Annotated in this window: 13 protein-coding genes and 3 tRNA genes; 6 read left to right on the plus strand and 10 right to left on the minus strand. The window is 65.1% G+C overall.

Annotated elements, in window-relative coordinates:
- Positions 1-3: 3 nt before the first annotated feature.
- From ASF27_RS19070 to ASF27_RS19080, 3 genes are read right to left on the minus strand one after another with little or no spacing between them, the layout of a single operon-like run.
- Complete coding sequence (locus ASF27_RS19070; RefSeq protein ID WP_056362546.1) at positions 4-888, minus strand: GGDEF domain-containing protein; 885 nt, start codon at positions 886-888, stop codon at positions 4-6.
- Positions 885-1271: a DUF1987 domain-containing protein gene (locus ASF27_RS19075; RefSeq protein ID WP_056267856.1), complete on the minus strand. Its 387-nt coding sequence runs from the start codon at positions 1269-1271 to the stop codon at positions 885-887. Before ASF27_RS19075 ends, ASF27_RS19070 begins: the two co-directional genes overlap by 4 nt.
- A 14-nt stretch (positions 1272-1285) precedes the next feature.
- Positions 1286-1837 (minus strand): SiaB family protein kinase, encoded by a 552-nt coding sequence (locus ASF27_RS19080; RefSeq protein WP_056267854.1) that lies wholly within the window; start codon positions 1835-1837, stop codon positions 1286-1288.
- Positions 1838-2245: 408 nt separating this feature from the next.
- Between ASF27_RS19080 and ASF27_RS19085 the strand changes: the two genes are divergently transcribed.
- Positions 2246-2974, plus strand: coding sequence for a pyrimidine 5'-nucleotidase (locus ASF27_RS19085; protein ID WP_056304328.1), 729 nt, complete (start codon positions 2246-2248; stop codon positions 2972-2974).
- A 101-nt stretch (positions 2975-3075) separates the two neighbouring features.
- Positions 3076-3450: a metallopeptidase family protein gene (locus ASF27_RS19090; RefSeq protein WP_056362776.1), complete on the plus strand. Its 375-nt coding sequence runs from the start codon at positions 3076-3078 to the stop codon at positions 3448-3450.
- A gap of 42 nt (positions 3451-3492) precedes the next feature.
- On the opposite strand, the gene ASF27_RS19095 is transcribed toward ASF27_RS19090, so the two are convergent.
- The gene (locus tag ASF27_RS19095) at positions 3493-4722 is read right to left on the minus strand and encodes a hypothetical protein (RefSeq protein WP_056362549.1); all 1230 of its coding nucleotides are present in this window, start codon (positions 4720-4722) and stop codon (positions 3493-3495) included.
- 125 nt (positions 4723-4847) lie between these two features.
- Entirely contained in the window at positions 4848-5366 is a 519-nt protein-coding gene (locus tag ASF27_RS19100; protein WP_056362779.1) for a DUF2937 family protein, read from the minus strand.
- 223 nt (positions 5367-5589) lie between these two features.
- Between ASF27_RS19100 and ASF27_RS19105 the strand changes: the two genes are divergently transcribed.
- The 4 genes from ASF27_RS19105 to ASF27_RS19120 all read left to right on the plus strand — a co-directional run bounded on the left by ASF27_RS19105 (position 5590) and on the right by ASF27_RS19120 (position 6853).
- Positions 5590-5666: transfer RNA gene (locus tag ASF27_RS19105), tRNA-Asp, on the plus strand.
- Between the two features lie 77 nt (positions 5667-5743).
- Positions 5744-5820 (plus strand) — tRNA-Asp (locus ASF27_RS19110).
- Between the two features lie 177 nt (positions 5821-5997).
- On the plus strand, positions 5998-6213 hold the full coding sequence (locus tag ASF27_RS19115; RefSeq protein WP_056267845.1) for a hypothetical protein: 216 nt from the start codon (positions 5998-6000) through the stop codon (positions 6211-6213).
- Positions 6214-6352: 139 nt separating this feature from the next.
- Positions 6353-6853: a CAP domain-containing protein gene (locus ASF27_RS19120; RefSeq protein WP_056176052.1), complete on the plus strand. Its 501-nt coding sequence runs from the start codon at positions 6353-6355 to the stop codon at positions 6851-6853.
- A gap of 6 nt (positions 6854-6859) precedes the next feature.
- On the opposite strand, the gene ASF27_RS19125 is transcribed toward ASF27_RS19120, so the two are convergent.
- The 5 genes from ASF27_RS19125 to ASF27_RS19145 all read right to left on the minus strand — a co-directional run bounded on the left by ASF27_RS19125 (position 6860) and on the right by ASF27_RS19145 (position 12156).
- Entirely contained in the window at positions 6860-7117 is a 258-nt protein-coding gene (locus ASF27_RS19125; RefSeq protein ID WP_056176049.1) for a hypothetical protein, read from the minus strand.
- A 41-nt stretch (positions 7118-7158) separates the two neighbouring features.
- Positions 7159-7234 (minus strand) — tRNA-Val (locus tag ASF27_RS19130).
- 122 nt (positions 7235-7356) lie between these two features.
- The gene (gene lon / locus ASF27_RS19135; RefSeq protein ID WP_056362552.1) at positions 7357-9783 is read right to left on the minus strand and encodes an endopeptidase La; all 2427 of its coding nucleotides are present in this window, start codon (positions 9781-9783) and stop codon (positions 7357-7359) included.
- 251 nt (positions 9784-10034) lie between these two features.
- Entirely contained in the window at positions 10035-11306 is a 1272-nt protein-coding gene (gene clpX, locus ASF27_RS19140) for an ATP-dependent Clp protease ATP-binding subunit ClpX (RefSeq protein ID WP_056097220.1), read from the minus strand.
- 223 nt (positions 11307-11529) lie between these two features.
- Positions 11530-12156, minus strand: a complete 627-nt coding sequence (locus ASF27_RS19145; RefSeq protein ID WP_026176059.1) for an ATP-dependent Clp protease proteolytic subunit — start codon at positions 12154-12156, stop codon at positions 11530-11532.
- Positions 12157-12241: the final 85 nt, after the last annotated feature.

Here is a 12241-nt window from a genome sequence, read left to right on the forward strand (position 1 = left end):
GAATCATGGGCCCTCGGGGGTCATGCGGATCGGTCGACCGGGGGCGGAGCCCAATGCATCGGGGGCACTGCGCACACGATCGCGTCCGCTGTCCTTGGCCGTATAGAGGGCGGCGTCCGCGCGCTGCATGGCGGCTTCGAGGGATCCACCGGGTCGGGCCTCGGCGACGCCGATGCTGACGGACAGGATGACGGTCCCGCCCGGCGTCTCGATCGCGGCCGATGCGACCGCGACCCGCAGACGTTCGGCAATCGCCAGGGCCGCGTCGAGGGCGGTGTTCGGAAGCAGAACGGCGAACTCCTCGCCGCCGGTGCGGCCGATGATATCGTGTGGACGCAGGTTCGCCAGGCAGGCCGCCACACAAGCGACGAGAGCCGCATCACCGGCGGCGTGCCCAAAGCTGTCGTTCACGAGCTTGAAGCGGTCGAGATCAAGCATCATGACGGTGATCGGCGTGCCGTCGATCGCATGGCGCTGCCACGCGCGGACGCTCATCTCCATGAAGCGCCGCCGGGACAGGGCACCCGTCAGGTCGTCGGTGTCGGCGAGGCGGCGCAGTTCGGCTTCGAGGCGCGAGCGGTGTTCGATCTCCCTGGAGAGCGCTTCGTTGAGCGCCTGGAGATCGCGACGCTGCTCGGCGAGGCAGTGATTGGCCTTCTGCAAATCGAGTTGCATCCGGTCGCTCATGCGGACGAGGCGTTGCTGCTCGCGGTAGCCGCGGCGGTACGCTTCCGCCAAGGCGTTGACGCCGGCGGCGGCATCGGAAAGCCCAGCCAGCATCGTCTCAGCTTGCCGGATCACGGCTTCCTCGGCATCGTAGAGGCTGAAGGCGTCGCTCGCGGGGCGGGCCGTGGCGGCACGGGGCGCGGCCTTGGGCACCGACGTCATGCGAGCTCCTCGACCATCTCGAAGCGGGCATGGGAGAAATCGGCGGCGAAATCCTCACCGGCTTCCGCGATTGTCTCGTCGCCATCGGCGTAGAACCAGCGGATCGTCACCGGCCGACCCTCGGCGGCGGCATCCTCCAGGGGCATGAACAGATTCATGAGCGCCTTGGCACTCGAGGAATTGAAGTAGGCGAGCCCGACTTCGAACACGATGGGATCGGTGGCGGCCTCGGCGAGATATCCCCGGAGGGCCTGAAGAAGCGGTCCGTAGAACGCCGCGGCGTCCTCGGGATAGGATTCGCCGCGCAAGGCGAGGTGGCCGCGCCCGAAATCGAAATCGATGCGCGGCGACCGCTCGGTCGCGGGAAGGCTGATGGTATCCATCGGTCCGGCGCCGTTCAGATGTAGGCTTTGAGGCAGAAGAAGCTCCGCCCATCGCCGAGTTCCTGGAAATCGTACTCGACGGGCGCGCTCGACCGGCGGGCGATCTCGATGAGGCCGATACTACCGCCTAGGCTTCCCTCGTCGGGCGGCTGACGGAGTTTCTCACGGTAGAACGCCTTCAACTCGTCACCTGTCATCGTGGTCAAGTGATCGAGGCGCGCGCGCAGGGTCGGTACATCGCTGTCCGGGACCTCGTTGCCGCACACCACGTAGAACCGCTCGCCAGCGACCCCGACGACGATCATGCCGGCGCTGATCAGACCGCGGGAACCCGTTGGCTCGGCGACCTTGTCGGCCGAGTAGCGGATGATGTTCTGCGCCTGCTCGACGAAGATACCGAAGACTCGCTTCGTGACACTCGAATGCGTCGCATCTTGGCCCATGCGCAATTTCAGCACTTCCCCGAGGGAAAAAAGAACGTTCTCCGAGAGATCACCGCCGAACGACAGGATCACGCCCTCACGTCGCGACGCGTTGAAGAAGCTCCGAAAATCTCGGGCGAGCAATGCATCCCTCCCAAAGGGTTCGACGTGTCGATTGGGATCGTCGTGAGACGGGCTGAACCCAACCTAAGACTGGGGTCGTATATGAATGTTTAAAAACAGCGCCAAGCCTACCCATTTGCGCCGGATCGACAAACGCTAGACAGGGGTTTGGTCTTCGTGTCCATGAGCGAATACAGGAAGGTGGTGACGAAATAAACAGCATCCTTGGCGCGCGAATGCGCAAGTCGAAGACAAACTCGACGTACGAGGCTTCGATAGATTCCAGGGTGAACGATGGCCCTGTCCCATATCAGACCGTGATGCACCATTCGGGCCATTGGCGAACCTTGGCGCTTCCAATTTCGGCGCCATGCCCCATCTTAGCCGTCCCGGCCGGATCATCCGGCCCAACCCTTAAGTCGAAGCGCCTTGTTCCTTCCCGGCGAAAACCATTTCACCTCCGTCCGATCCCGTGGGTTCGATCATGTCGACACCTGGGTGTTCGATCTCGACAACACGCTCTACCCGAGCGACGCACGGGTTTGGCCACAGGTGGACGAGCGGATCACCCTCTACGTGATGCGCCTCTACGGTCTCGATGGGCTCTCGGCGCGTGCCCTGCAGAAGTATTTCTACCATCGCTATGGCACCACCCTGAAAGCGCTGATGATCGAGGCGGCCATCGATCCGCACGATTTTCTCGATTTCGCTCACGACATCGACCATTCGAGCATCAGCCTCGACCCGGCCCTGGGGGCCGCCATCGCCGAGTTGCCCGGCCGCAAGCTCATCCTCACCAATGGATCGCGTCGGCACGCCGAGAGCGTGGCGCGAAAACTCGGAATTCTCGACCATTTCGAAGACGTGTTCGATATCGCCGACGCGGATTTCGTGCCCAAACCCGAACGCTCGACCTATGAGCGTTTTCTCCTCCGCCACGGGGTCGATCCGCGCCGTTCGGTTCTGTTCGAGGACATCGCCCGCAATCTCGTAGTGCCGCATGAGATCGGCATGGCGACGGTGTTGGTCGTGCCCCGAACCCTCGATCCGTTCCGGGAGGCGTTCGAGCAGGAAGCGGTGCAGGAAGCGCATATCGACCACATCACGAGCGATCTCGCGGGCTTCCTCACGCACCGCGTCCTACCGGTGATCCGGTGAGCGGCCTGCAGGACGACCATAGTCTAGAGGACACGCAGCAGGGGGACACACGGCAAGAGGACACACGGCAAGAGCCTTGGGCCGAACGTCATGCTCCGTCCCTGGACGACATCGAAGCGCTCGCTCATGCGGCGTTCGTAGATCTCCCACCTGCGTTTCGTGCCCTTTGCCCGGGGATCGTCATCCATGTCGACGAATTTCCCGACGACGACACTCTGATCGAGATGGACTGCGCCAGCGAATTCGATCTGCTGGGCCTGTTCCGGGGCATCGGACTGGCGCAATCGGGCGAGTTCACGACCGGCCAGATGCCAAACCAGATCTGGCTCTACCGCCGGCCCTTGCTCGATTATTGGGCCGAGCACGAGGAAACCCTCGGGCACCTCGTCACCCATGTCCTCGTCCACGAGATCGGGCACCATTTCGGCCTGTCGGACGACGACATGGCCGGCATCGAGGCACGTTCCGACGGTTGAGCCCGGAGCGGTGGCCTACGAAACAGGCGCCGCGCCGGAGGCTCAGAGGGTCTCCGGGTGACCGATCTGGCTCGCCTTCGGGCGGCGGGTGCGGAACTGGCCGCGTGCCACGGCGACGAAGGCCAGGATCACGACCGTCAGGGTGGTGAGCCACCACATCACCGTCAGGCCGACACCGATACAGGTGATGGTGAATGCGGCGGCGAAGGCCGCCATGGCGCCGGGGACGAGGACGGGCGTCCCCCGTCCGCTGCGGCGGATCGCGGCCTGAAGCGCGAACGCCGCGGCGAAGGCGCCGACGACGCCCAGTTCGTACCACAACTCGAACAGCAGCGTGGTGGGCGCATTGGCCGGGAGGAGATTGACGATCCTGCCCCGCAGCGCCGTCTCGAAACCGTGCCCCGTGACGAGGCGCAACGGCTCCGTGGTGACGATCTTCTGCCAGGTCTTGAGCGACAGGGCGCCGGGCGAAGCCGGGCCGAGCAGGGTCGAGGCGACGGGTCGTGCGAGGAACGGCAGCAGGGGCGCCCCCACCAAGAGGGCTGCCGCACCGAGGCTTGCGACGCGTACGCCGAGGAACGGCCGGAGACTGGTGAGGGCGAAGGCGGCGGCGCCCACCGCCAAGGCTGCGAGTTGAAGCGCGTTCGGCGAAACCACCAGGGCCACGGCCACGAGGAGCGCGAGGCCTAGGGATTCGAGGTCGCGCCCGCGCGAGCGCAGCCACGCCACGGCCGGCCAGACCAGGAGCGCGAGAAGCGTCAATCCACGGTCCAGAGTTCCATCGATCTCCGTTGGCGTTCCTGGGAGACGATGCCCGAACAGGCCGAGCAGAATCGCCACGAGAGCGGCGGCCGCGGTGCCCACGGGCAGGAGGTATAGGTTGGCCGAACGCATCCGCTCCGGCAGGGCGAGATAGCCCGCGAGGGTCAGAAGGATCGTCGCGATCAGGTTGAGCAACCGCTCGGCGGCAAGATCGAGGAACGGCGTCCACACCAGGGACAGAGCCGCCCACAGGATGACGAGGAGCCCGGCGAGGAAGGCCGGCATTCGCAGCAGGCGCCCGGCGGCTGGCCTCCAGGGCCCGGATTTGCCGTCGATGGCGCTGGCCAGCACAAGCAGCACCACGGCGATGGGCGCCAGAATGACGGCCGCGCGGCGACCCATCTGCGTCGTCACCGGCACGAGGACGAACAGGCCGAAGAACCCGATGCGCCGCAGGAGCGCGGCGGCATCGAGGGCCGGATCGACAGAAGGGTGGGACGCACGCGCCATGATTGCGACTGTCGACCGTGAACCGGCGCCACGAGTTGACCCGCGCGCTACGGCGCCAGTCGTAGTGCACTCGTCCTGGTCGGGCTGTAGATGCCGTGCAACACCTGTGCCCTGGCGGACACGGTTCAGGCGGTGACCGAGACGGACGGTCGATGGATCAGACGCCGCCCGAAGTCGCACAGAACCCGCCATCCCGCCCACGCGGCGAGGAACCCGAGGAGCCCGGCCACCAAGCCATCGGCGGTCGTCGGGATCGCGGGGCGATAGTCCTCGTAGGTCGCCCGCGCGAGATGGAGGTCGGGGTCGCGGATCAGGGCCGCAAGTCGGCCGAGAGAACCACCGGCGGTGTCGAGGGCGGCGCGGCGTGCCGTTAGGGTGGCGAGCCGATCGAGATCCGCGCGCGCGGCTGCCCCACGTCGAGAAACAAGAGCATCGGAATCGCCGCGCAGCCGCGCAATGGCACTGTCACGGGTATGTCCCGTCGCCTGTGCATCGGCTTCGAACCCGGCGACCACGCGGCGCAACTCCTCGACGGTCCCAGCCAACCGCTGGCCATACTGCTGAGCGAACTCAGGTCCCTGCGCCCCAACGATGCCCGCAAGCACGCCCAGTGCGAGGCCCAAGGTGCGGAGGACACGAAACACGGGCACCTCCCACACGGGTTCGACGCTCGGACAAGCCGCGGGGCAGCTCCGGTGTTCCCTGCCCTCGATCGAGGCGCGACGTCGGCTTCGTCCGGAGGGGGCCACAGAAGCGGTCACGTGTACGCTCGAACGATCTTGCGGGATGCCGCCGCAGGCTGCTTGACAGCCCGGGCGGCCGAACATACACCCCCGACACCGCAGCGGAGACGAGGCGGGACGCCACGCGGGCGTAGCTCAGTTGGTTAGAGTGCCGGCCTGTCACGCCGGAGGTCGCGGGTTCGAGTCCCGTCGCCCGCGCCATTTACAAGCCTACCATTCCGAAAGTCCGATCTCGCGCGACGCGAAACGTGTCTTGTGCGGATCGCTTTCCACGCCACGCGGGCGTAGCTCAGTTGGTTAGAGTGCCGGCCTGTCACGCCGGAGGTCGCGGGTTCGAGTCCCGTCGCCCGCGCCATTTTTATTCCCCGACAATCTGCATTGTGTTGCAAGGACTTCGCGTCCCCAAGGTCCCGCCTGCCCGCGGCGGCGACGTTGCGCCGGCTCGCTTTCGCTTGTGGGAATCCTAAGCTCATCGAACGCAACCGGCCGGAAGATGCTCGTGTCGTCGGTCAAGGCTTGCGGAGGGTGAACGATGCCGGGGTTTTTCTTCCTCTACTTCACAGCCTGCATGACCAACGCGCCGGACACCTGCGAAGCGCGGCGGCTCGCCCTCGACGTCGCCGACGCGCGTGCCTGCCACCACGTGGCACAGCCGCAGCTGGCGCGCTGGGTCGGGACGCATCCGGACTATCGCATCACCGGATGGCGCTGCGGTGCGCCGTTACGCGATCCGGGTACGCGGATCTGAGCCGGGGCGTGCCCAGCATGCCACGGTGACGAGCGAACGGATCGGCGTGGGACCGTTGCCGCGTTTTCGCCGCATGGGGCCGCAAGGGGCATGGAACCGGGAAAAGCATGGAGCCGATCCCGCCCGAGCCCATGAGCCGATGCCCAAGTTATCCTCACGCGCCTTCGCTTACGTCGTGGCCGCATCCGTCGCGGTGACTTTGGCCGGTTGCAGCGCACCCACCCTCCTCGGTCCCGATACGCCGACCAGCGTCGTGATCCTCGATGAGCAGGCAGCGGCCGCCGCCATCTCACGCTACCGGGCACAGCACGGTCTCGGGCCGGTGGTGATCGACACCAGCCTGATCCGGGCCGCGTCGTATCAGGCGGCTTCCAATGCGAAGGCCGGCCGTCTCAGCCACGAGATCGGCGGCACCTTCGATGCACGCATGGCGGAGGCGGGCTTCGGCCGCGCCTACGCGGCGGAGAATCTCAGTGCAGGCTCGAACACCTTCGACGAGGTGCTGGCGCGCTGGAAGTCTTCGCCGGAGCACAACAAGAACATGCTGATGCCGCAACTGAAGCGCGTCGGCATCGCCCGCGTCGATGCGCCGGGCACTCGCTACAAGCGCTTCTGGGCCCTGGTCCTCGCCGGCGGCTGAGTGCCGTCAGCTCTCGCCGGTGTCGGCCTCGGCCAGGCCGTCCTGCAGGGTTCGAATGATGGTTCGCATCTCGGGGATCATCGCGATCGCCTTCGCGATCCGTTGCGCCTCGTCACGGGTCATCGCGCCGGTTGCCGTGCGCGAAGCCTCATCGTCCGAGAAATAGGTCCACGCGACGGCCACGCCGGCGGCATCCTCGACGCAGAAGCTTTCCGCTTTCTCGACGACGAGCCAAGGGGTGGGAAATCCGCGTGGCTCGGTCATGTCAGGCGATCCGATGTCGTCCCGCGAGACGGGACAGGGCCTGGTGGGCGGTGACGGGCTCGAACCGCCGACCCTCTCCGTGTAAAGGAGACGCTCTACCAACTGAGCTAACCGCCCAGGCGCGCCGTGTCGTACCGAAGCGGCCGTCGGCACGCAACCCGTAGCCTCACGAGGATGGGAAGCCGCACGAAGAAAGAGACCCCGGAGTTTCCTCCGGGGCTTCTTCGCCTGTCAGCGGTTCAGTGCGCGATGACCGTGGCGGTCTCGTCCTCACCGATCACCGGGCGAACCGGCGGGGCCGGCTCCTCCCACTCGATGGGTTCGGGTACCCGCACCAGGGCATGCTTGAGAACCTGATCCATCCGCGAGACCGGGATGATCTCCATCCCGTTCTTAACGCTATCGGGCACCTCGGCGATGTCCTTGGCGTTCTCCTCGGGGATCAGCACCGTCTTGATACCTCCACGAAGAGCCGCGAGCAGCTTCTCTTTCAGACCGCCGATGGGCAACACCCGGCCACGGAGTGTCACCTCTCCGGTCATCGCCACATCCTTCTTCACGGGGATGCCCGTGAGGGTGGAGATGATGGCGGTGGCCATGCCGATGCCGGCGGACGGGCCATCCTTCGGAGTCGCTCCCTCCGGAACGTGGACGTGGATGTCCCGGCGCTCGAACAGCGGCGGCTCGATGCCGAAATCGACGGCCCGCGAGCGGACGTAACTCGCCGCAGCGGAAATCGACTCCTTCATCACGTCGCGCAGGTTGCCCGTCACGGTCATCTTGCCCTTGCCGGGCATCATGACGCCTTCGATGGTCAGCAACTCCCCACCCACCTCGGTCCACGCGAGGCCCGTGACCACACCAACCTGATCCTCCTCGTCGATCTCGCCGTAGCGGAACTTCGGAGCACCGAGGAACACCGGCAGGTTCTCCTCGGTAACGGCAACCGCCTTCACCTTCGTGATGAGAATCTCCTTCACCGCCTTGCGGATGAGGTTGGAGATCTCGCGCTCCAGGTTACGGACGCCCGCTTCCCGCGTGTAGCGACGGATGAGCATCAGCAGCGCGGCATCGTCGATCTGCCATTCCTTGGCGTCGAGGCCGTGCTTCTTGACCGCGCCCGGGATCAGGTGCTTCCGCGCGATCTCAAGCTTCTCCTCCTCGGTGTAGCCGGCGATGCGGATCACCTCCATGCGGTCCATGAGGGGCGCGGGGATGTTCAGCGTGTTGGCGGTCGTAACGAACATCACGTTCGACAGGTCGTAATCGACCTCGAGGTAGTGGTCGTTGAAGGTCGAGTTCTGTTCGGGGTCGAGGACCTCGAGCAGGGCGGCCGAGGGATCGCCCCGGAAATCCATGCCCATCTTGTCGATCTCATCGAGGAGGATGAGCGGGTTCGAGGTCTTGGCCTTGCGCATGGACTGCACGATCTTGCCGGGCATCGAACCGATATAGGTACGGCGGTGACCGCGGATCTCGGCCTCGTCGCGCACGCCGCCGAGCGACATACGAACGAACTCACGGCCCGTCGCCTTGGCGATAGACTTGCCAAGCGAAGTCTTGCCGACGCCGGGGGGACCGACGAGGCACAGGATCGGTCCGGTGAGCTTGTTGGCCCGCTGCTGCACAGCCAGATACTCGACGATGCGCTCCTTGACCTTGTCGAGGCCAAAATGATCCTCGTCGAGCATCACCTGCGCGCCGAGCAGATCCTTCTTCATCTTCGAGCGCTTGCCCCACGGGATGCCGAGCATCCAGTCGAGGTAGTTGCGCACGACGGTGGCTTCCGCCGACATGGGCGACATCTGACGCAGCTTCTTCAGCTCCGCCACCGCCTTGTCGCGGGCCTCCTTGGTGAATTTGGTCTTCTCGATCTTGTCTTCGAGTTCGGCGAGCTCGTCCTTGCCGTCCTCGGAATCGCCCAACTCCTTCTGGATCGCCTTCATCTGCTCGTTGAGGTAGTACTCGCGCTGAGTCTTCTCCATCTGCCGCTTCACGCGGGTCCGGATGCGCTTTTCCACCTGCAAGACGGAGATCTCGCTCTCCATCAGCGACAGCACCCGCTCCAGGCGCTGCGCGACCGTGGGAATCTCCAGGATCGCCTGCTTGTCGGCAATCTTCACCGCCAGGTGGGAGCCGACTGTGTCGGCGAGCTTCGAGGGCTCGTCGATCTGTGTGACGGCGGAGACGACCTCGGGCGAGATCTTCTTGTTGAGCTTCACGTAGTTCTCGAACTCGGCGATGACCGAGCGGGCGAGCGCCTCCGCCTCGACACTGTCACCGAGCTCATCGGTGAGAGTCTCGGCCTCGGCCTCATAATAAGAGTCCGACTTGCTGAAATGGGTAATCTTGGCGCGACCAGCCCCCTCGACCAGCACCTTCACGGTACCATCGGGCAGCTTCAAGAGTTGGAGCACGCTGGCGAGCGTTCCGATCTTGTAGATCGCGTCGGTCGCCGGATCGTCGTCGCTGGCATTGATCTGGGTCGCGAGAAGAATGTGACGATCCGTCCGCACGGCTTCCTCAAGGGCGCGGATCGACTTCTCGCGACCGACGAAGAGCGGGACGATCATATGCGGAAACACGACGATGTCGCGAAGCGGCAGGACGGCATAAGAGCCCGTCGAGCCCGGGACCACAGGCTGGCGCGATTTCGGTTGAGTCATGTCGGACTTCCTCATGAGGGACGCCGGGCAGTCGCTCCTCCGGGGAGCAAGCAACCTGCCAGGAGCCGACCGGGCCGCGAAGGGGTCGGAAGTGTTATCGGAGAAGCGGCTGGCGGCGGGACACCGCACCTCGAAAGGCGAGCGTGCGGCCATCGCGCGTCTGAATTCAGATGGAAGCGGGGGCGGATGTTTTCAAGCATCCGCCCCGAGGCCGGCCATCATGACGCGAGCCGGACAGGGTCAGGCAGCGCTCAGGCGCTGACGCTGGCCGGGGCTTCCTTGTTGCGGTCCCCGTGGATGTAGAGAGGACGCGACTTGCCGTCGACGACCTCGGGGCCGATCACCACCTGCTCGACGGATTCGAGACCCGGCAGATCGTACATGGTCTCGAGGAGAATGGTCTCGAGGATCGAGCGCAGGCCACGTGCACCGGTCTTCCGCTCGATGGCCTTGCGGGCAACCATGGACAGGGCCTCGTCCTGGAACGTCAGGTCGACGTTCTCCATCTCGAACAGGCGCTGGTACTGCTTGACCAGAGCGTTCTTAGGCTCCTGAAGAATCCGCTTGAGGGCGGTCTCGTCGAGATCTTCCAAGGTCGCCAGCACGGGCAGGCGGCCGACGAACTCGGGGATGAGGCCGAACTTCAGCAGATCCTCGGGCTCGACGTTGCGGAAGATCTCGCCCGTGCGACGATCGTCGGGAGCTTGAACCGTGGCGCCGAAGCCGATTGAGGTCCCCTTGCCGCGCGCCGAGATGATTCGCTCGAGGCCTGCGAAGGCGCCACCGCAGATGAACAGGATGTTCGTGGTGTCGACCTGCAGGAACTCCTGCTGCGGATGCTTGCGGCCGCCCTGCGGAGGCACGGAGGCGACGGTGCCTTCCATGATCTTCAGGAGCGCCTGCTGCACGCCCTCGCCGGAGACGTCGCGGGTGATCGACGGATTGTCGGACTTGCGCGAAATCTTATCGATCTCGTCGATGTAGACGATGCCGCGCTGCGCCCGCTCGACGTTGTAGTCGGAGGCCTGGAGCAGTTTGAGAATGATGTTCTCGACGTCCTCGCCGACGTAGCCCGCCTCCGTCAGGGTGGTCGCGTCCGCCATGGTGAACGGGACGTCGAGAATGCGGGCGAGCGTCTGCGCGAGCAGCGTCTTGCCCGAGCCCGTCGGCCCGATCAGCATGATGTTGGATTTGGCCAGCTCGACGTCGTTGTGCTTCGAGGCGTGGGCGAGGCGCTTGTAGTGGTTGTGGACCGCGACGGAGAGAACCTTCTTCGCAAAATCCTGACCGATGACATAGTCATCGAGGACGCGGCGGATTTCCTTCGGCGTGGGGACGCCGTCGCGCGATTTCACCAGGGAGGATTTGGATTCCTCGCGGATGATGTCCATGCACAGTTCGACACACTCGTCGCAGATGAACACCGTCGGGCCCGCGATCAACTTGCGGACCTCGTGCTGGCTCTTGCCGCAAAACGAGCAGTACAGCGTGCTCTTCGAGTCGTTGCCGCCAGTCTTGCTCATATCGGTCTCCGTTCGCGGGCATGGCGCCGGTCCGGGGCGCACACGCATCCTTCGAATTTAATGGCATCGGCCTAAAGAAACAGTCACCTGCGCGCATCTGCCGGTTTCGGATCAGACTGACGATGCAAGCACGCGGCCGCGGCCGGATCAAGGCAGAGACGACGCCCCGCCTCGAAACGACGCGGCCGAACCCCGGAATGGGGTCCGGCACCTACGGGCGGGATCAGGCGGCAGCCGGCTCCGGACGCTTCTGGATCACCTCGTCGATGAGGCCGAATTCCTTGGCGGCGTCGGCCGTCATGAAATTGTCGCGCTCGAGCGCCTGGACGATGGTGTCGTAGTCCCGTCCCGTGTGCTTCACGTAGATCTCGTTGAGGCGCTTCTTCAGGGCCTCGATCTCGCGGGCATGGATCAGGATGTCGGTGGCCTGACCCTGGAAGCCGCCCGACGGCTGGTGCACCATGATGCGAGCGTTCGGCAGGGCAAAGCGGTGCCCGGGCTCGCCGGCGGTGAGCAGAAGCGAACCCATCGACGCGGCCTGGCCGACGCAGAGGGTCGTCACCGGGCAACGGATGAACTGCATAGTGTCGTAGATCGACAGACCCGAGGTCACCACGCCGCCGGGCGAGTTGATATAGAAGGAGATCTCCTTCTTCGGGTTCTCGGCTTCGAGGAAGAGCAACTGCGCCACGATGAGCGAGGCGCCGTAATCCTCCACCGGGCCGGTGAGGAAGATGATCCGCTCGCGCAGCAGGCGCGAATAGATGTCGAAGGCACGCTCGCCGCGGCTCGACTGCTCGACCACCATGGGCACGAGCGCGGAGTTATAATAGTCGACCGGATCTCTCATCATCACGTGCCCCAGGCTTCGAGGGGTCCGGCCGCGCCGCGAATCGGGCGCGGGCCGGACATTTCAGCGAACTCCGACGACGGTG

The organism is Methylobacterium sp. Leaf102, from assembly GCF_001422425.1.
In the GTDB taxonomy this organism is placed as follows: Bacteria; Pseudomonadota; Alphaproteobacteria; order Rhizobiales; family Beijerinckiaceae; genus Methylobacterium.

What these genes read in the sequence shown, in the direction of transcription:
- ASF27_RS19070 (WP_056362546.1), bottom strand. Translation starts at nt 888, where the DNA reads ATGACGTCGGTGCCCAAGGCCGCGCCCCGTGCCGCCACGGCCCGCCCC.
- ASF27_RS19075 (WP_056267856.1), bottom strand. Translation starts at nt 1,271, where the DNA reads ATGGATACCATCAGCCTTCCCGCGACCGAGCGGTCGCCGCGCATCGAT.
- ASF27_RS19095 (WP_056362549.1), bottom strand. Translation starts at nt 4,722, where the DNA reads ATGGCGCGTGCGTCCCACCCTTCTGTCGATCCGGCCCTCGATGCCGCC.
- ASF27_RS19115 (WP_056267845.1), top strand. Translation starts at nt 5,998, where the DNA reads ATGCCGGGGTTTTTCTTCCTCTACTTCACAGCCTGCATGACCAACGCG.
- ASF27_RS19120 (WP_056176052.1), top strand. Translation starts at nt 6,353, where the DNA reads ATGCCCAAGTTATCCTCACGCGCCTTCGCTTACGTCGTGGCCGCATCC.
- ASF27_RS19125 (WP_056176049.1), bottom strand. Translation starts at nt 7,117, where the DNA reads ATGACCGAGCCACGCGGATTTCCCACCCCTTGGCTCGTCGTCGAGAAA.
- lon (WP_056362552.1), bottom strand. Translation starts at nt 9,783, where the DNA reads ATGACTCAACCGAAATCGCGCCAGCCTGTGGTCCCGGGCTCGACGGGC.
- clpX (WP_056097220.1), bottom strand. Translation starts at nt 11,306, where the DNA reads ATGAGCAAGACTGGCGGCAACGACTCGAAGAGCACGCTGTACTGCTCG.
- ASF27_RS19145 (WP_026176059.1), bottom strand. Translation starts at nt 12,156, where the DNA reads ATGAGAGATCCGGTCGACTATTATAACTCCGCGCTCGTGCCCATGGTG.